This is a genomic window from Aerosakkonema sp. BLCC-F183 (assembly GCF_041929145.1).
GTDB lineage: Bacteria > Cyanobacteriota > Cyanobacteriia > Cyanobacteriales > Aerosakkonemataceae > Aerosakkonema.
Map to the genome: position 1 here is coordinate 180,918 of NZ_JBHFNU010000049.1, position 20,802 is coordinate 201,719.

Annotated in this window: 8 protein-coding genes; 4 read left to right on the forward strand and 4 right to left on the reverse strand. The window is 39.6% G+C overall.

From position 1 onward, the window contains the following. Positions 1–14 precede the first annotated feature (14 nt). From ACE1CD_RS14980 to ACE1CD_RS14995, 4 genes are read left to right on the forward strand one after another with little or no spacing between them, the layout of a single operon-like run. A complete protein-coding gene (locus ACE1CD_RS14980) occupies positions 15–659 on the forward strand; it encodes a sigma-70 family RNA polymerase sigma factor (protein WP_374795544.1) in 645 nt (214 codons plus the stop codon). A gap of 33 nt (positions 660–692) precedes the next feature. Beyond that, complete coding sequence (locus tag ACE1CD_RS14985; RefSeq protein ID WP_374795545.1) at positions 693–1,643, forward strand: DUF1822 family protein; 951 nt, start codon at positions 693–695, stop codon at positions 1,641–1,643. A 20-nt stretch (positions 1,644–1,663) separates the two neighbouring features. Next, on the forward strand, positions 1,664–3,970 hold the full coding sequence (locus tag ACE1CD_RS14990; RefSeq protein ID WP_374825137.1) for a CHASE2 domain-containing protein: 2,307 nt from the start codon (positions 1,664–1,666) through the stop codon (positions 3,968–3,970). Between the two features lie 21 nt (positions 3,971–3,991). Continuing rightward, positions 3,992–4,813, forward strand: a complete 822-nt coding sequence (locus tag ACE1CD_RS14995) for a DUF928 domain-containing protein (RefSeq protein WP_374825139.1) — start codon at positions 3,992–3,994, stop codon at positions 4,811–4,813. Between the two features lie 165 nt (positions 4,814–4,978). Here the strand turns inward: ACE1CD_RS14995 and ACE1CD_RS15000 are convergent, their stop codons facing one another. The 4 genes from ACE1CD_RS15000 to ACE1CD_RS15015 form a co-directional block, all read right to left on the reverse strand. Beyond that, positions 4,979–7,729, reverse strand: a complete 2,751-nt coding sequence (locus tag ACE1CD_RS15000) for a CHAT domain-containing protein (protein WP_374825141.1) — start codon at positions 7,727–7,729, stop codon at positions 4,979–4,981. A gap of 93 nt (positions 7,730–7,822) precedes the next feature. After that, the gene (locus ACE1CD_RS15005) at positions 7,823–10,741 is read right to left on the reverse strand and encodes a filamentous hemagglutinin N-terminal domain-containing protein (RefSeq protein ID WP_374825143.1); all 2,919 of its coding nucleotides are present in this window, start codon (positions 10,739–10,741) and stop codon (positions 7,823–7,825) included. 42 nt (positions 10,742–10,783) lie between these two features. Continuing rightward, complete coding sequence (locus ACE1CD_RS15010; RefSeq protein WP_374825145.1) at positions 10,784–18,895, reverse strand: S8 family serine peptidase; 8,112 nt, start codon at positions 18,893–18,895, stop codon at positions 10,784–10,786. Positions 18,896–19,160: 265 nt separating this feature from the next. After that, entirely contained in the window at positions 19,161–20,768 is a 1,608-nt protein-coding gene (locus ACE1CD_RS15015; protein WP_374825147.1) for an NB-ARC domain-containing protein, read from the reverse strand. Positions 20,769–20,802: the final 34 nt, after the last annotated feature.

Below are 20,802 nucleotides of genomic sequence, written 5' to 3' on the forward strand. Positions count from 1 at the left end.
CGAGAGATCACCCTATGGACGACTTAAATCAAAAGCTATCTCAGCTTGTTGCCAAAGCTTGCTCTTACCCATCTGGCAGCTTACAGCGTCGGCAAACACTCAACGAAATCGTTAGATTAGTGATGAAATCGGGCAAAATTTGGAAAGATAACGTACCTTATTACAACGATGCACTACAACAAACCTGGCTATATTTTTGTCGGAATATTTGTGAAGCGAATACTGGCGAGCGATACGATCCTAATAAAAGTAGCGTAATTACTTGGTTGGATAAATATTTGAAGCACCGATTACAAGATTATCGGATTGCCGAGAGAAATGAAAACCTCAACGCGGTTCCCCAACGGATTAATGAAGAGGGACAAACGATAGATCTAATAGAAAATATACCTGCTGCTTCAGATAATCCATTAAGAATTCTAGAAAACACGATCGAATGGGTAGAATCTGACCTAGATGGCGAATTAAGCTCATTACATATTAAAGGTCGTCCTGACGTGACTTGCCAAGTTTTAATTCGCCGTCGTCTTCCTCCAGAAACACCTTGGGAAAGATTAGGAGAAGAATTTAACTTATCAGTTTCCACTTTAGCAAATTTTTATAAGCGTCAATGTATGCCGCGCTTGCGAAAATTTGGTGAATCGCAGGGATATCTATAATAAAGATGCTATCTGTACTAACTGGAAAAAGCAATGATTTACCATCCCCAAAATTTAGCAGAAAAAGCCATACCATTGCCGATCGCTGAAACAGCTAAAAACCTAGCACGGCAGTTTGCTGCTCAACAACCTACTCCAGAAAAATCAGAACAAGTTTATCTTAATACTCTGGCCATCTGTGCGGTAAATGATTACTTAGAAATGATGGAAATTCCCACAGATTTAGCTGCTAGCAATAGTTGGAATCCGATCATGCGCCTAAGTGCAAATGTAGCAGACCTCGAAGTTACAGGATATGGTAACTTAGAATGTCGTCCCATTAAACCGGGTGAAACGAAGTGCCAGATTCCCCCGGAATTTTGGGAAGAAAGTATTGGTTATGTCGTAGTCCAAATCGATCTTCAGCAACAAGAAGCTATTTTGTTAGGCTTTTCCAAAGCAGTAGAAAATGGCGAGTTATTCATCAACAAATTACAGTCCATAGATGACTTATTGGAACACTTTGAACAGCTATCTGGTAAATCGGAGGTTAATTTAAGCCAATGGTTTGAGAATATTTTTCAGATTGATTGGCAGTCTTGGCAAGGGTTTTTAGGTTCGGAAACGTTGCAATTAGCGCCTAGTTTTAGGCAAATTTCTGGGATTAGAGATTTGTCTGAAGCTGGCGTTAAAGGCATTAAATTAATCGATTTGGGAATACAGCTAGAGGATCGAAAGGTAGCTCTTTTGGTAGCTTTGGCACGCACTGGCGATCGCATGGTGGGTATTCGCGTGCAACTACATCCAGCTAACGCGGAGAACCATTTGCCGCCGAATGTGCAATTAGCTGTGCTTTCTGACGCTGGGGAAATACTGCGAGAAGTGCGATCGCGCAGTATGGATAATTTCATTCAACTGCCACATTTCACGGGTCGAGTGGGAGAAAAATTTAGCATTCAAGTAGCGCTGGAGGGTGTCAGTATGGTAGAAAATTTTATCATCTGAACGTTTAAAAAGAAAAGAACATGAGCCAGTTAGTTACTTTGAAATTGGGGTGGGGAAACTTACAGTCTGGTTTCCCTGCTGTTACTGCTTTATTGGGTTCTGAAACTAATCCCCAACAAATGCAAATTCTGGGCAGTTTACCACCTGAACCAGATTTAGTTGAACTGTACAAACGTTGGCAATTACTCTATAAAGCTTACTATGATATGTTAAGCGGGAGTTTGCGGATAAGTTTCAATGATGATGAGGCAGAAGTGGTTAATTTTTCCGAATTAGAATTTCGGGAATTATGCGATCGCTTCTTAACTCGCTTCAATACTTGGCTTCGATCTGAATCTTTTCTCAACATTCGGGAGCAATTAAGTATTCATCTAGTTGGTTCCGAAGAGATTCGGGTTTTAATTGAAACTGAAGATATTTATTTGCGACGCTTTCCTTGGAATTTTTGGAATTTTATTAAAGCTTATCCGCAAGCCGAAATAGCTTTGAGCGCTCCTGAGTTTAAGCCAGTGAAAAATAGCTTCAATAATCAAACTGAAAAAGTCAGGATTTTAGCATTATTAGGAAGTAGTAAAGGCATTGATATTCAAAAAGACAGAGAATTATTGCAAAATTTCCAGGATGCTAAAACAGAATTTCTGGTTGAACCATCAAGAAATGATATTGATAACCAACTCTGGGAGAAAGCGTGGGATATTTTCTTTTTTGCCGGACATAGTTATGGCGAGATAGGAATAGTTAGTTTAGATGAAAATAGGAACTTGAGAATTGAGAACTTGGAAAATGCTTTGCGCCGCGCAATCGCCCAAGGTTTAAAATTAGCAATTTTCAACTCTTGCGATGGGTTAGGTATCGCTAGCAAGTTGGAAAATTGGTATATTCCGCAAATTATCGTGATGCGAGAACCAGTACCAGATTTGGTAGCCCAAGAATTTCTGAAAGTTTTTTTAAAGGTTTTTGCTAGTGGAAAATCATTATATTTATCGGTGAAAGAAGCGCGGGAAAGATTGCAGGATTTAGAGGATAAATACCCTTGTGCTAGTTGGTTACCAGTGATTTGTCAAAATCCCGCTGAAGTACCGCCAACTTGGAATAAATTGCGCGGTAAGGAGAATTTGTTTAGTTGGTATAATATTAAAAGGTTGTTGGCAATAAGCGCGATCGCTACCAGTTTAGTCATGGGAGTCAGAGCGAGCGGATATCTGGAGCGATTAGAACAATTTGCTTATGACTATCAAATTCGGCTCAGGCAAGATGAAGGGTTAGACCCACGTATTACCATCATAAAAATAACTGAAGAGGATATAAAAAAACAGTCGCAATATCCCATAACCGATCTAGTTATGTTACAGTTATTAAAAACTGTAGATCGCCATCACCCCCAAGTTATCGGCTTAGACATTTATCGTGATAAGCCTGTAGATCCAGGTCACAAGGATTTAGCAAATTACCTACGAAATAATAAACGCCTAATTACCATTTGTAAAATTGGCGATCCGACAGCTAATAATCCGGCAACTCAAATCAGTATGGCTCCCCCACCTAGCAGCCCAGAACAAAATGTAACCTTTAATGATTTCTCTGTTGATAGTGATAATGTTATTCGCCGTCATCTGTTTTATTCAATCCCAAGTTCTAGCTCTGATTGCAAAGCTAATTTTTCTTTTAATGCTGAATTAGCACTACGTTATTTAGAGCAAAGACACGGAATCAAAGAAAAACGAGTTGGAAAAAATTTAAAATTAGGTAAGATAATTTTTAAACCTTTAGAAAAAGGTACGGGCTTTTATCATAACTTAGACAGTCGAGGGCATCAGGTATTACTTAATTACCGCTCCTCCCAAAATGTTGCTAGAGAAATTACATTGACGCAGGTTTTAAATAATCAGTTTGAACCAGATTGGATAAAAGATCGTATTGTCCTCATCGGCAGTGCTGCACCAGTAAGCGCTGGTGATTATTTTGCTACTCCATACGGCAGTGGACGCGACCAAAAATTACCAGGGGTAGTTATTCACGCACAAATGGTAAGTCAATTTCTTGATGTAGCTTTGGGAAAACGACCATTACTTCATTTTTGGCCGCTTTGGGGCGATGCTATTTGGATAGGTACTTGGTCTATCGTAGGAGGAATATTAGCTTTATATTTTCAGTCATCTCTATATCGAAGGCTGGCTAAAGTAACTACGATCGCCATTTTATTTGCAAGTTGCTTTGGCTTGTTAACACAAGGCATTTGTGTGCCTTTTATACCAGCGGCTCTAGTTTTAGTTATTACAAGCTGGAGTGTAGTAATTTACAATTCATTGAAAACTCAGAAATCCTAATAAATCTCGGAAATGCAAATTATGAAATTTACAAAGTTCTTTTGGCAAATTAAACTTACTAGCGCGATCGCATTGGCAATGATTTGCTTTGCAAGTAAATTAGCAAGAGTACAACCAGCAAATTTGCTGCCAATAGTGTTCAACAACCGAGAGCCTTTAGATAACAGAGGCGCACCAGGTGACACCCAAGGCGGAGGAACTCGTGATGGCCAGAAATGTCCCAATATAAATACAAGAGAACACCTTACTGCTTTAGTACCTTTCTCACCGCAGAAGCAAGGAAAGCCTTATGTCTGGGGATGGACTGTTACAGATTCTCCATCCATCTTGCTTTATGTACCAGATTCACCCATATTAATGAAAGCAGGAGTATTTACATTGTGGGATGAAACAGATCCAAATGATAGAAATCATAAGAGCATCTACGAAGGAACTTTCACTTTAATTGGTACGCCAGGAATTATCAGCCTTAACATTCCTTCCACAATAAAGCTAGAACCAAACAAGAGATATCATTGGTATGTAAAAGTTCCTCTATCTTGCGAGCGGGGAGATATAAATGATGAGGTAAGTGGGTGGATTTTTCGCACGGAATTAACGGAACCTAAAACTTTTGTTTCAGAAACGGTACGAGAAAAAGTGAGATTTTATGCAGCCAATGGAATCTGGTTCGATGCCGTTAGGCTGTTAGCACAACCTCGTCAAAATAATGCAGATAATAATCTTGATGTTGCTTGGGCTGAATTGTTGAAAGGTGCAAACTGGGAAAGCTTTGCTAATAAACCTATTGTCCCTTGCTGTACTCTAGAAGCATCCTCAGAAGGAACTGGTAATGTTCGATGAAAATACAGCAAACGAATAGGTGCAGCTCCCCGACTTTTTACAGAAGTTGGGGATTGGTATACCTCACCGATTTGAAAAGCTTGAAATTTTTAACACAGATAAACGGAGATAAGAAAGTGATATTTTAGGGAACCGATGCAAATGAAGATGATATTAATTTTTATTTTACAACCAATTTCCTAATAAAACAAAAGGTGCCCAGTAATATGGTAAATTATAAACATCGCTATTTAAAAGTTTGATTTGAGTGCGACGGAGAACTTCTGCTTTAGTCGCTTTACGATCTGTTGTTAACTGTCGGTAGAACTCACTCATAAATACTGTAGTGGATGTATCATTTACACTCCATAATGTTGCGAGAGTACTGCCTGCACCTGCACGCACTGCTACTCCAGCTAATCCTAAAGTAGCTCGTTTGTCTCCCGTTGCTGTCTCACAAGCACTGAGAACAAGTAATTCAATGTTATTAAACTGATTTTGGTTTGTAGTTCGCAGTAAGCGATCGAAATCTTTCACCTTAAAAAGTTCATTCCAGAGAAGAATGTAGGTATTATCTGGATTAGAGCTAAAATTGCCGTGCGTTGCAATGTGGATTATAGTAAAAGGTACTGATTCTATTTCTTTTTTAAGATTGTTTTGGATGAAATCATCATTTAACAGTTTACCTCTACTAGAAACTATTGACTGAATTGCATTTAATTCATCTGGCACGTTAGTGAGTGCTTTAAACGTTATTGCATTTAATTCATCTGGTGCATTAGCGACTGCTTTAAACGTTCTCTTGTCTATCACTCGTTCTTCACTCACGCCAGCTAGTAAAACATTTAACTTTTTTCGTTCCAAAGGTTTTGGTTCTAACAATTTTAAACTAGGGCTGAGAGTTATAGCATACTTTTCTACCAAATATCTTTTACCGTCATCAAGAATTGACATCGGAATATCTCGCAAAGCACCATCTAGCACGAAGACTAAAGTATTAACGCTACTATTAGCCAAATATTTTTCTTCTCCCTCTCGAATTACCCAATCGTACACCTGTTGAGATAAAAATCGAAGTTTGGCAGAACGAGTCGAGGAAGCTAATAGACCTCGTAGTTCTGCTAAAGTAGTTTCTAATTGAATTTTTGGTATTTTAGTTGAGTAGTGGTAAATGTTGTCTTTTCCCGGTAATTTCAAAATTACTTCTAAACTGTTATTTAAAATGATTGTATAAATAACCGCAGCCTGCGGATCGACTGTATCAACTTTTACCTGTTGTACTTCTGGATTTGGAAATATACATTGGAGATAGTTTTCTAATTCTGCTACTTGCAGATCGTCAACTAACTGACGGGCTTTTTCTAAATCGGGATTTTCCGATCGCAACACTAAGTCAACTGCTTCCCGATAAATAGGTTCGACATTATCCCGAAAATAAAATTGAATATCTGAGTTGATTCCAGTCAAGTCTAACGGGATACCCACCAAACCTTTCCGTACCACATTGATAGTCTCAAGTGCTTTTTCATAAGCAGCGATCGCATCCTTTAAATTTTCCCGCGCAGCATATATTCGCCCCAACTGCCACTCCCACTGATACTTAATATTTGGTGCTTGAATTTCATTGGCTAAACTTAAAGCTTGTTCGGTAAATTTCTGAGCTTCTCCATAGTTTTTTTGTTGTTCGTATAGCCAACCATAAGTACCAAGAGAGTAGGTCTTGGCTTTGGGATCTTCTAAGTTTCTAGCGTGTGCGATCGCTTGCTGCAATAAATTTTCAATTTCTGACCACGACTGATTAAATCCTGATTTTACTTTTAACAAGCCTAAATTTTTAGCTAAGTTAATTCGAGCATATACTTCTTGACGACTAGGAGGTAAATTGTTAATTCCCTGATAAATATTTGGCCATAATTTATCGGCTTCCGCTAAAGAATTTTGCCAACTATCTTTCCATGCCTCAGTTGACAATACACTTACCAAAATATTTAAATAATTTAGTTGTGCTTGTAATCGTGTTAAATCGGAAAATGATTCCGCTTCAGCTACTTTTTTATACCATTCTCCTGCCTGTTGATAAAAACCTAAAGCCGTATCTTCTTGCGGTGGCTTTTGGCAATTTTCCGGTATCGTTAAAGGCAGTTTTTGTTTGCTATTTGGCCCTTGTAAATCTTCTACTCTCTTACCAAAAGCGCGTGCTGTATTGCCCAAACTGAGATAAATATCACCAACAAGTTGAGAATTTTCCAACCGTTCAATTACCGCCAAACTATCTTGGGAAACACACCAAGAATGTTCTAAATCGCCAACCACTTGCAGGGTATTTCCTAAACTGTATAATTTAGTAGCTTTAATTAAAGGATCTAATTGCGTATTAAAAATTTCTGGCGTTTTTAGGGTTTCTTCTACTTGGTTTAATGTCTGCAATGCTCGTCGATAACGTCCTAATGCTTGCAAGGCTTGAGCTTGATTAATTTGACTACCTATAACTCCTTGCATATCGCCAATTTCTTTATAAATAGCTTCGGCTTTTTTAAGGCTATCTAAGGCATTTTCTGCTTGTCCGTTTGCTAATTCCAAACGCGCTGAAGTGGTGAGCGATCGCGCTAATATTTGTTGTCTTTGTGCAGTGGTATCTGTATTTTGATTTGCAGCTACTAAATCAAGGCTGGTAGAAATTGCTTTCTTCGCTTCATCGAAGCGATTTAATTGCTGATAAGCTAAGGATAAGTAGTTCCAAACTAAAGCCAAGTTTAATTTATCTTTTTGATAAAAATTAGCAGCATTTAGCCAATATTCTACTGCTTTGGCATACTGACCATTCTGATAGGCTTCTCTACCTTGTTGCAGCCAATCTTCTGGGGGAATTTGGGAGTTATTTGTAATTGGAGTTTGAACAGCAGGTGGTTGAGCGATCGCCATTGGAAAAAATTGCATAGCAAGGCTTGAAATCAAGCCTAATCCCATCAAAATAAATAACTTTAAAATGCGCTTATTAAAAAGTATCATAATTTATCTACACGTTCCTTTTTAGCTTCCAGAAGTTGTCCCGCAGTTATTAGCTGTTAGCCAAGAAATATCTGGTGTTGAATTAGGCGATCGGGCTACTAAAACCACCTCACCTTTATCATTAATTAGCCATCCAGAAGCTTCCACCATTGGCATAGAAGTAGCTTTTTTCTGTTGCGGAACTTGGGCAGAAATAGAACGATTTACCGCTTGTAAAGGTCGCAAATCATCCCAAAAAGCACCCCTATTTAGGGCATCGTTAGGGCTAGGCGGTACTCCACCTAAACCAGTAACAAAAAATCCAGATCTGTTTCCCCCTCCAGTTGCTCTACAACCTTGCGGAATGCCTGGAGGAGCAGTATTTTGCGGTAAACGAGCAATTCCATTCGCGGGGTCAACATCTGGCGTGTTGATTTGTACAATACCGCTAAACTGAGGCCCCAGGCTAGAACTAGCTGTAATATCATTGAATAAGGTTGGTTCATTACGGTATTGAGTACCAAAAATTCCTTGGGTATTAATCGTTACTCGACCGCCAAAATTTTCTTCTGCATTAGCTTTAATATCGCTATTTCCGCCAGGAAAAGCAACCAAATTTTCTGTATCAATGTTGATATTACCTCCAGTAGCAGTACCTGTAGCGGAAGTAGTAATTTCGCTATTGTTACCCAAGATAATGTTTTTAGCTACTAACTCAACATTGCCAAACTGTCCTGATTTAGTTTCAGCTGTAATAATTCCATTTTCCAATTGAATATTATCAGCATTAACTGTCAGGTTGCCAGCAGCCGCAGTTGCTAAAGCTTGACTGCTGCTTACAGTAGCCGTAGCGCCATTACTAATTATCAAATTTGGAGTATTAATATCTAAGTTTCCAGCATTACCAGAACCATCTCGACTGCGAACTAATAAACCGCTGGTAAACCCTCCTTGATTTCCAATTAATTGGATAAATTCCGAAGCATTTACGGTTAAAGTTCCTCCCTGTCCATCGCTACGAGTACCAGCTGATGCTTGCGCTCCATCTCGCACTATTAATTGTTTGGTTTCAATATTTAAACTTCCTCCCGTTCCTGTTGCTGGGATTAAAACCGTACCATCTTCTCCTCGTATTGGTTCAACCTGAGTAAATAAACCGCTGGGCGTAGGAAAATCCCCAGGTAATATTCCTATTAATTGGATAGATTCCGAAGCGCGAATGGTCAGATTGCCACCATTTCCTAATAACGCCGCAGTTGATATTTGTCCTCCATCTTGCACTAGAAAATTTTTGGTTTCAATAGTTAAATTACCAGCATTTCCCGTTGCTGGCACAATTTCGTCATTATCAGTTAATGTATAGTCAGTTTGACTAAATATGCCACTAATTCCCCTTACTTCGACTAACTCAGAAGCTTTTATTTGTAAATTTCCTGCATTGGCAACTCCAGAAGTAGTAGTTGATATTATTCCTCCATCGGCTAGGATTAAGCGCCCTGTTTCAATTATTATATTACCGCTATTTTTAGTACCTTGTGCTTGGGAAAACAACCCACTTGCAAAAACTCCATCAGATGTTGTTCCCATCACTTCTACGGACTCGGAAGCTCGAACGGTAAGGTTTCCACCTTGTCCATCCCCAGCAGTAGTGGTTGATATTTGCGCTCCTTTTTCGATCGCCAACTGTCTTGTTTCAATATTTAAGTCTCCCCCCTTTCCGGTTGCACCTGGGTAGACTTGGGCAAACAAACCGCTGAAAGAATTATCCTGGCTTTCAGTACCAGTTAATTTAATCGATTCTCCAGCACGAATAGAAACGTTCCCAGCATTTCCATCACCCAAGGTAGAAGCATTTATTTCTCCTCCATTTACAATTAAATTATTGGTTTGTACCGTTAAATTGCTGCCGTTTCCGTTGGCTCCTTTATTCACTAAAGCAAATAAACCGCTGCGAAAATTACCTTGGGGTTCGATATCTGTTAATTCTATAGCATCTGTAGCAAAAACAGTTAAGTTTCCTACTTGTTCGTTTCCTTCGCTGATGGTTAAGATTGTTGAGCGATCGCGTAAAGATATTTGCCGCCCTTGCACTTGAATTGAAGCCCCATTGCCGCTCGCAGCTACAGAAGCTGCATTTAATAGTTGAATGTCAACATATTGCTGACTAATTTCTTCTTGCCTAATTGCTATTTGTCCGTTACTGTTAATTAGTGATGCCTGACCATTTACTGCTGATAAAATCTCTATTTTACCATCTGTTGCTGTCAGAATACCACCATCTATAATAATGTTACCGCCAATTAATGCTAAGGTATTCCCCGCTGTTACTTTCAAACCAGATGAGCTAATATCTCTGGTTACTAATTGGGTTTCTTCATCTATTCTTAAATTATGACCTTCACCCTTTACTACAATTTCCCCTGGAGTTGCTCCTAATTGCAAGCCCATAGGAACATTTACTGTTAATATTGGTGGAGATTGAGGATTGATGGCGCTAAATTGACTACCGTCTTGGAAAATGAAACTATTAGCTGTACTAGCTATAAATGAGCCACCAATGTTTAGGGATGCGTTACGACCAAAAATGATACCGTTGGGGTTTATTAAAAATAAGTTGGCGCTGCCGTTAGCTTGAATTATGCCATCAATGTTTGATATAGAAGTACCAGTTACACGACTGAAAATATTTTGGATTGCTTGGAGGTTATTAAAGTAAGCTGTACCGTTTTCGGGAACAGAAAATTGTTGAAAACTGTGGAATAAATTGTTTCCTGCTTGAGTGCCACCTTCGATAAGGAGAGTGTTACCTTGGGGCGTGACTATGCTGTTTACTGGTAGGGTGGAATCGGGGACGATTTGTGCTGTTGCTGTAGGAGAAAAACAAATAGTGTAAAAGAGGAAGTAAAATATTTTCCTCTTTGTTTTCCATTTGCTTTTAAATAAAGTACATAACCTCATCATTCGATTCCACCCTTTTCTCAAGCAAAGATATTTTTTGGAAGGTTAGCTAAACTTAGTGATCCAGGCATCCATAGACCCAGCTTTGCTTCCCCCCAGCGAGCCATCCGTATAGCCTACAACATAGAAATTATCTGTGCTATCAGCTACTACGTTAGTAGCCACATCCGAACCGAAAGTACCTAACTGTCGAACCCACAACTGGTTCCCACGGCTGTCGTACTTAGCTACCCAGCCATCAAGACCACCCGTACCATTTCTTTGCTCTAAAATACCATAGGTGGAGCCTACCATATAAACATTGCCAGCATTATCCACTGTTACGCTACGGGGTGAGTCAGTATTGCCAGTCCCTAATTGCTTGAGCCACTGCTGGTTACCGCTATAGTCATATTTTGCTATCCAAGTATCCGTACCTCCAGCGTTATTTCCTCCTAGAGAACCTGTTGTTTCACCGACAATATAAACATTGCCAGCACTGTCAACCGCAACATCCTTAACATACTCAGGATTGGGACTACCAAACTGCTTAGCCCATTGTTGATTACCATTATTGTCATACTTGGCTACCCAAGCCTCACTATTGCCATTTCCTTGAGGATCGTAAGTGTGACCCACTATATAGACATTGCCATTATTATCAACTTTTGTAGCTACAGCAATATCAGAAATAGAAGTGCCGAACTGTTTTATCCATTGCTGGTTGCCATTATTATCATATTTAGCAACCCAAACATCTACATATCCAGCGTTATCTCCTGCTAAAGATCCAGTGGCGTCACCCACAATGTAGACATTGCCAGCACTATCTACTGCTAGATCCTTCGCGCTATCAGCGCCTGAACTACCGATCTGTTTCATCCACTGTAAGATGCCACTACTGTCATATTTGGTAATTATGGCATCGCCACTGTTTTGTCCTTTATAAGTGAAGCCTAAAATATAGGTATTACCAGCACTATCTACTACTGTACCGCTTGAAGATTCTTCACTACTAAAAGTATCTAACTGTTTTATCTGCTGGTTGCCACTGCTGTCATACTTAATTACCCAAGGAGTATAAGACCTGTTATTATTTACATCTTGATTCATGGTTAAACCTGAGATGTAAATATTACCAGCGTTATCAACTGCTGCACCGCTTGTCCTGTCATCACTGGAAGTTCCCCACTGTTTTGTCCATAAGAGTTCTGCGGGTTTATTAATAATTGCAATTCCTTGGGAAAACTCTGAGGTATTTTGATTTGAATCAGTCGCTGTTGCTGTGATAAATTGACCAGCCGGAAGTGCTGTTGGTAAGTTGACAATAAAGTTAGCATTACCACTGGTGTCAGTAGTTACATTTTTAAAGCCAACAAACTTCTCGCCTTCACCATAACCGGAAGCATCTAAAGCAGTATTCGAGAAGAATTCTATTCTGAAAGTTTTGTTAGGCGTGCTGTTGAACGTTCCTTGGATAGTTGTGTTTTTAGTATTGGAGATAGCTGAAGTCAATACTGGGAAGTTTTGCAAGTTGTTTGCACCTGTGTCAGTATCTCCCATATCATTAGGTGTTAGGCCGCGAGAACTATTGTTATCCCACAAATCGATTCCTAAACCAGTATTAGAGAATATTGCATTGGATAAAACCGCATTTTTGAGGGTGTTCTGTACTCCCATTCCAATACCTTGTGTTTGTTGTACTCCAATACCTTGATTGAAAGCAATTGTATTGCCTGCACCGTTGACTGTTCCTCCAATTATGTTATTAGATCCGCCAAAAATAGACACGCCTGCAAAATTGTTACCTAAACCTTGGCTACCAGTAACATCAGTACCGATGTAGTTACCTTGTACTAAATTACCTGTTGCAGAGACGCCACCAATATTAACTCCTGTGTAATTACTTGAAATTAAGTTACGTGCTGCTGGTGATGTTCCCCCAATGATGTTGTTAGGTGCGTTACCGATTGACACGCCAGAAGAGGAGTTACCCAAAGCTTTAGTACCTGTGATATCAGTACCAATGTAGTTGCCTAAGACCTGGTTATTAGTAGTACCAATATTCTGCAAACTAACACCCATTCCTCTGTTACCTGAAATTATATTCCGTGCCTCAGTAGTTGTTCCCCCAATAATGTTATTACTCCCACTGCTAATTATTACACCAGTATAGAAGTTGCCCAAAGCAACAGTACCAGTAACATCAGTACCGATGTAATTTCCTAGTATCTGATTTTCCGATCCAATAATACTAACGCCAGCACCATTTGCAGCTCCATTGCTAGATATGATATTACCCGCACCAACAGTTATTCCTCCAATTATGTTTTTGGATGCGTTCTCTGCGATCTGTACTCCTGCAATAGAATTGCCCAAGGATTTTGTGCCAGTAACATCAGTACCAATGTAATTACCTAATACTTCGTTTCCTGTTGAATTCAAGCTTTGAATAATTACACCGGAATTGTCATTACCTGAGATCAAATTGCGTGCTTCGGATACCCTTCCGCCAATTATGTTGTTGGAGGCATCACTCATAATCAAGATTCCAGAAAAAGAGTTACCCAGATCTTGAGTACCTGTTACGTCAGTACCAATATAGTTACCCAAAACTTGGTTCCCTGTGCCTTTACTACCCTCTATCATTATTCCATCATAGTTTCCTGATAGAATATTGCGTGCCTCAACTGTTGTTCCTCCAATAATGTTATTAGCACTCCGAATATCTATACCAGCAAAGTTACCTAAGTCTTGAGTACCTGTTATATCAGTACCGATGTAGTTACCTTCAATTAAGTTGTTACCTTTTGTTTGTAGCGCAATTCCGTAAAGTTGGAAACGATTGATTACCATTCCCCGGACAGTACTGTTACCTGCGGTAATTGTTAAACCATTGGTATTCGAGCCTGCATTACTACCATCCAATTCAATTATCGGTTTGCCAACAAATCCACCCTGAGTAGTTCCATTAATAACGACTGCATCGGTAATGGTTGGTAGTGCTGATGTCGGTCGAATTGTGAAAGCACCCGTACTGGCATTATAACCAGGATCGGTAGCAGAAATATTGAACCGAATTGTATCTTTACCTGGGTTCTTATTAGCCCAATCGATCGCACTCCGCAAGCTGCCAGAACCGCTATCGTTAGTATTGGTGACAACTGTTGGGGTTGGGTCTAAGTCATTATCTGCGATCGCTACTGTTGCGGTATTTTCGCTCCCCACATTGTAACTATTCCCAGATGCTAAAGTGAGAATTACAGTTTCATTTCCTTCATAGATTGCATCATCTTTTCCAACTGTATTAATAGAAATTGCCGCAGAATTTGCTCCAGCCGGAATAATAACGCTACCGCTAATGCTATCGTAATCTGTGCCGTTAGTCGCAGTGCCACCAATAGTGTAATTCACCGTTAAAGGATTCTTTGTACTACCAGTGCGTGTAACCAAAAATTGACCCGGATCGCTATTTTCTGTAGCATTAGCATCCACTGCGCTAACAGTTACCTTCGGCTTAGTACCGTAAACATTCAGTTTCCAAGAATCCAAATCTCCTTGAATTTGATTGCCATTTTCATCAAAAACTTTTAACGTCCATTCACCCTTAGATGATTCGCCCCAATGACGAACGGAATTGAACATCCAGGAATTTCGATCGATATTTGGTTTAAAGATTTGTCCGACATTGGAATCATTAGAAAATTGGGGTCTAGCTAAAACGGATTCTGTGCCATCAGGAGAAGTAAGCACTACTCTCAAATCTTTCCAATTTTTATGGTCTGAGTAGAGTTCTACCTCAACTTTTTCGACAGTGATATCTTCATAGAAGCTAATTTGAGAATTTACTCCTGTATCTTGATCGCCATCGGGAATATTTTCGATAACATTCTGTAGATTGGAGCTAACTTTCACTTCTCGATCTACAGGTGTCCAAGTGGCAGCAGTATTGACAGCTTTAAAAGCATCAATTGCGCCAAAACCGTATTTATCATTAACCCAAAGTTTTGCTCCATTTTGTACCCAGCCTTTGTCTGTCGGGTTATTTTTATTAGCAGTTTTAGCGAGAATATGCTGTACGTCGCGCCAGCTTAAATTTGGATTTGCTTCTAACATTAAAGCAATTACACCAGATACTAATGGTGCAGCAGCAGAAGTGCCGCCAAAACTTTTAGTATAATCTCCAGGATCGTAACCATCTGCACCGACTAAATCGGTTGTGGTAATACCTCGTCCTTCTCCAAGGCTACTGGAGTAAGCTGAAACTAATAGTGGCGTTCCTGGTTCGCTGTAGGTAGTTTGCTCACCATCCTTATTGATTGCTGCGACTGCGATCGCATAGCGAGAATTAGCATAACCATTGTAATTTACATTACCTCCATCCTGTTGATCGTTACCACCCGCAAACACATAGATATTACCAAGTTGATTTCGACCTGTTTTGACAGCTTGCTCCATTGCCATTAAATTTAATGGTGAAGTCGTAAAGGCGTTTTCTACCTTCCAACTATTGTTGTAAATGTCGATATCTTGGTTTTTGAAAGATAAAGCATCAGCTATTTGTTTATCAGTTACTTGATCTGCAATTAATCGCAGTCCAGCTAAATTTGCTTCTGGTGCTACTCCACTTCCACCAAAATTATTATCGCCGCTAGCTAATGCTATTCCTGCTACAGCAGTTCCATGCGGATTATAGGTGTTAAACTCTAGCCACCAGCGCTTAAGTTGACCGATATTTCCCCACGAATCGTCCGCTATTCTTAATTTCCAGAAACCGGATGCCCATTGTTGATTAAAATAATCTAAGCCAGGTGCATTATTTCCAGATATCTTACTTTGCGGGATAAACTTACCTGTAAATGGTGCAACTCCATCATTAATGCGGATAGTTGCTTGGTCATCTAATATGGTATTAATGAAATTGTCACCATCACCTCCCACATCATCAAATAGTCCAATTTGGTCTTCTGAACCATTTCCCCCCCAGATTCTTCGGGGTGAAGTAGAGCCTAGACCTTCATTTGGATTGTAAATAGGCTCTGTTGGACTCAATAGCGAAGCTTCTAAATCGCTGACGTAGGGATGAGTAATATTTAAACCTACATTAATGTCCTTTACTACTCCAGTTAAAGCAACATCAAGAGAGAAATCTTGCCTTGAGGTATTGTCCTTAATGGTTCGGTTTACATCTTTACTAACAGTAGCCTTATAGCTCGGTAATGGACTGTTGTCGTTTTCGTTAAAATCATAACTCAAATTTGGCAAGAAACGCTCTTTTAAATCTGGGTGCCTCTCGTAATCAAATCCATCATCGACAATTCCAATTACAACTCCCTTTCCCCGCACTTTTTGGGATGGATTTTTAGTAAGAGAAATATCCCAAGCTTTTGTAATATTAGCATCTGCACTAGGAAGGATATCACTTCGCAAATGCCATTGACTGCCATCTTTTACCAAAGGTTCTTTTTCTGGCTCAGATAACAATGTTACTTGTTTGGGAACTAAGGGATAAGCAAATTCTACGCCTGGAATTGTACCTAATCGCGGCTGTACGATATCAGGAGTATCGTTTTCGGAGAATTTCCAAATATAAGTGTTGGGAATATATCCCGTATTCCCCAGATCTTCAGCGCCAGCAAGTGCAGCTAAATCTAATGAATATCGATCTGGTGTTACCCAAACTACCCATTCTCGCGTTTTGGCTAATTCTTCTGGATCGTATTTTTCTAAATCAGCCGATCGCGCGATCGCAATCTTCACGGAATCTGATAATCCACCATCACCCGGATCTGTAATAACAGAAAAGTTTTGGATACTTCGATCGCTTTCATTTCCTGCTTTATCGCGAGCGATCGCCCACAATTGATAGCGCCCTGGTGTTAGTTTACTCAAATTATAGTTTAAATCAAACCTTGCCCATCCTTTACTATCGGTAGTAAACCGATCTACCGCGATGGTATCAACTTTTTTGCCATCAATCGTCCCTAACCAAAAGAATACTTTATCTATATCGTTAGCACCATCGCGATCTAAAACTTTTGCACCGCTAAAGCTTAATGTTTCACCATTAGTGTATAATGGCATAGTTCTGAATTGTAACAATTCAGGTTTGTTAATTAGCGGTGGCGGTGGCGGTGGCGGTGGCAGTGGCAGTGGCGGTGGCGGTGGCGGTGGCAGTGGCAGTGGCAGTGGCGGTGGCGGTGGCGGCGGTGGCGGCGGTGGTAAAATATTTTCTACAGTAAAGTTTTGAACTACCTTGTTACTCTCAGCATTTGCTTTGTCGTAAGCGATCGCTTCCAAAGTGTAATTACCAGGTGCTAACCCATTCCAAGAATAATTGAAACTAGCCCATCCATTCCCTTGACTATCAGGTGTAAATAAATTGTAATCAAACTCATTCCAATCATTACCATCTTTCTGCAATTTAAAATGCACTTTTTTTAGATCGGCAACTCCATCTTCATCAAAAACTTTCCCACCATTTATAGCGATCGAACTATCTGATTGATAAGTTGGCAATAAACTAAACTGCAAAAATTGAGGTGCTTTGTTAGGTAATGGTTCGGCTGGTTTAGTAACGATAGCAAAGCTTTGGATTGTTTCGTTACTTGCTTGGTTCAAACTATCATAAGCAATTGCTTTCAGTTGATAATTTCCTACCTCTAAACCACTCAAATTAGTATAAATAAATGTTGCCCAACGATTATCTATACTATCAGGTATAAAAGTAACTACATCGCTAATATCTTCCCAGTTAGCACCATTTTTCTGTAGTCGAAAATCTACTGTTTTAAGGTCAATACTTCCATTTTCGTCGTAAACTTTCCCCGTCAGCGTTGGTGTATCACCAAAATAAATACTTGCTGGTATAGTAAATTCCAGATTCGTTGGTGACACATTGGCAGGCTCAACCTGGAAAGTTTTAATTACTTCATTACTCTCTTGTTTTTGTTTGTCGATCGCAACCGCTTTTAATTGGTAATTTCCCGATTGCTCAGGCGTCCAAAAATAATTAAATGTAGCCCAATCTTCATCAAAAGTAAAATTGTTAGCAGTAACCTCGATTCGGTTCCAATCACTATTATCTCTCTTCAACCAAAAATTTACTTTGTCTAAATCTCCATTTTCATCCCAAACCTTAGCATCTGTCAATTTAATTGCTTCACCCACCTTGTAATTTTCCTGAGTATTAAATTGCAAATATTTAGGAGGTATGTTGATGTAATTACGTAAATATTCTCCTACTTTTGTATTGCGCCAATCCTTAGCTGGAGCGATTACTTCATCAAGCTTGATAGCAACTCCTGTTGCGCCAGTAACCCGGAAGATTATATCGTTATAATCTTTATCGGAGTTGCTATCAACTCGTTTATCCTCCATCACAAAGGTTTTGCCATCACCAATTACATCGGCAATCTGACCGACATAAAAAGCATCTGTTGGGTTAGCAGTAGCTAAAGAAAATAACGGACGTTTTGCGCCACCAATATTCGGATTGCCAAACACTTCTTGTACGCTACCATTAGGCACAAGCATAAAGCCAAATTTATCCCCAGGTTTCATTGCAAAAGTTTTTACTCCTTTATATTCGCCACTATTGTAGTTATCTCCCCAAGGAAAAGTAGGGCTAAATTTTGCACCTTCTGTAGCGTCTGTAATTACTATATGACCTTCTACAGAATTACTAATAATCCGCCGTGCTACTTCTTTAATAAAAGCTTCGGAACCAGGGATAAATGCTTCTATACCAGTTAGGCTGAATATTCCTAACTCTCCCTGATAGCTGCCACCGTCAGTTAAGTAATCAACTCCTACTTGTCCAGCTTGTCCAACAGTGAAAAACCCTGATTCCACTTCTAGCTTCGAGATCGGATCGACTTTCAGTGTATAGTTAGTATCGTCACCAGTTTGAGACAGTTGTAAAAAATAGTTACCTGTTGGCAAATTATCGAAATTGATAGTTTCAGGATTGATTGTGTTAAACGATCCGGTGTGCAGAGTTGTGCCAAAATTATCTTTAAGTTGCCAATCAACAGGATTACTAATCCCAGTAAGCGATAATTTTAGATAACGAGTATCGGTGAGTGTGAAGCTGTAGATGTCGTCAGGTTGAGTAACGCCAACCGTATCTTGATTTGTATAAGAGTTATTAAGGGAACCGATATCAAAGGTAGACATTGATGAATCCTTGGTGAGCCGCACAGAGTTTTCATCTAGATATCTGGAAAATTGGGTTGTGAATACGCACCGAATCGAAAACTTTAATTAATCTTTAAAAAAAGGGACTAAAAATGAAATTTTGATGAAGCTGTAATTATAATATCTTTACAAATTATTTCTTTTAGGGCTTAAAAGTTGACAAATTAATCAAAATGTGATATAAATACGCCTACGGCAAGCTAAACCTTCGCGATCGAAAACAGTTGCACAAGGGACGATCGAGCTAGGTCAAGTCAAACTTTATTTTGGCAATCAAATTTTGCACGTTATCAATAGCATATCCTACTTCTAAATTCGAGTTTTCTTGTAATTTGATTGAGATTTGGTTCAACTGTTCTTGCAAACTGCTTTGGTTGCGAACTACTTGCCGTAAGTTTTCAAGAATTTTCTCGATTGTTGTTTGATTTCCGCTTTCAGGTTCCTTCTTTTTTTCTAATTCAATTCCCAAGCAATAATATTTAATAATTGCCAATTTTTCCGGTTTTTCATTGGTAATTAATTCGATAATTTCTGCCGTCATTTTTTCTACCAACTGATTTTTCAGAAACTCCATTACTACTGGTGGTAGTGTAAAACCAGACGAGGTTTTCTCGATTAGCGATCGCCTTCCTAAAGATTCCAAAGCTTCAAATAACTTCAATTCGGATATGGGTATCCAAATATTAGTTTTCAAGTCGGTTAGAAAAATAGGATACCCTACAATTGCCAGCCAATTAGCAATTTCTTTTTCCAACTCTGATAACCGCTCGAATTCTTCTTGGATTAAGTCTCGCATATCTCGCAATACCAAGCTGGGGCGCTGCTTGAGAAATTGCAGCACGCTGCCACAAAATATTTCTTGAATCGTAGTAGAGACGATTTTCAAAGCAAGGGGATTACCCCGATATAGTTTAATTAGATTTCCCCATTGTGGTTCATCTTTTAGCCGCTTCGATTTTAAAATTTCGGCAGCTTCATCATCCTTCAAACCAGCCAATTGCCACGAACGAACGGGAAGGTTTTCTCCTTCTTCCAAAGCAATTTCGCGCGGTTTTTCTGTACTGGTAAGAATCAGACAACTCTGGTGCGGTTCTTCTCCTAATCGCCGCAGCAGTTCTCCATATCCTTTGTATTTCTCTTCGTAATGTCCGGCAAAATCTCCGCGACGGAGAATGGTTTCTAAGTTATCCAAGATCACCAAACAACGAGAAGTTTTGAAGTGTTCCAGTAACAGAGAAATCCGCTCGTCTAAACTTTCTGGTAAAAATGGTTTACGTTGATGAGATAAAAATTGCAGTAAGTCGGCAATAAAATCTCTTGCTGGTGCTGTATGACGTAGCGATCGCCAAATCACGCAGTCAAAATTATCCTTTAGTTGTTGCGCCAGCTTCACCGATAAGGCAGTTTTGCCAATTCCGATCATCCCCAGTAGCGCCACTACTCGGCAATGTTCCTCGACAATCCAATGCGATAGTTGCGTTAAATCTTCGCTACGACCGTAGAAAATAGAAACATCTGGCGCTTCACTCCAATCTTGACGCGATTGTGCGATCGCAGTTTCACCGATCGCAGGTTCCGTTAATACATCAAAATTAAATTGCTTTTGCTCTTTTTGGTATAAAGATACGAGGATTTGTTGCAATTTTGCTAATTTTCCCGGCCCAGCGCCAGTAATGCGAAATTTTTTGTAAACTTCGCCTAATCTTTTCCGGACAGCTTCCGGTCTAATGTCCAGTTTAGTTGCGATCGCCAAAATCGATTCGCCCTCCAAAGCTAGGGACAACGCCTCTAGTTCCGTGTCCGATACGCCTTGGGCGCTTGCTATAGCTTTCAGAAAATCTAAGGGAATCAAGGTAGTACACTCACTCTAGCCGATGATATTTTAT

Excerpts from the sequence above, each read along its gene's own strand:
- ACE1CD_RS15005 (WP_374825143.1), bottom strand. The coding sequence starts at position 10,741 with ATGATGAGGTTATGTACTTTATTTAAAAGCAAATGGAAAACAAAGAGG.
- ACE1CD_RS15000 (WP_374825141.1), bottom strand. The coding sequence starts at position 7,729 with ATGCAATTTTTTCCAATGGCGATCGCTCAACCACCTGCTGTTCAAACT.
- ACE1CD_RS15010 (WP_374825145.1), bottom strand. The coding sequence starts at position 18,895 with ATGTCTACCTTTGATATCGGTTCCCTTAATAACTCTTATACAAATCAA.
- ACE1CD_RS14980 (WP_374795544.1), top strand. The coding sequence starts at position 15 with ATGGACGACTTAAATCAAAAGCTATCTCAGCTTGTTGCCAAAGCTTGC.
- ACE1CD_RS14990 (WP_374825137.1), top strand. The coding sequence starts at position 1,664 with ATGAGCCAGTTAGTTACTTTGAAATTGGGGTGGGGAAACTTACAGTCT.
- ACE1CD_RS14985 (WP_374795545.1), top strand. The coding sequence starts at position 693 with ATGATTTACCATCCCCAAAATTTAGCAGAAAAAGCCATACCATTGCCG.
- ACE1CD_RS14995 (WP_374825139.1), top strand. The coding sequence starts at position 3,992 with ATGAAATTTACAAAGTTCTTTTGGCAAATTAAACTTACTAGCGCGATC.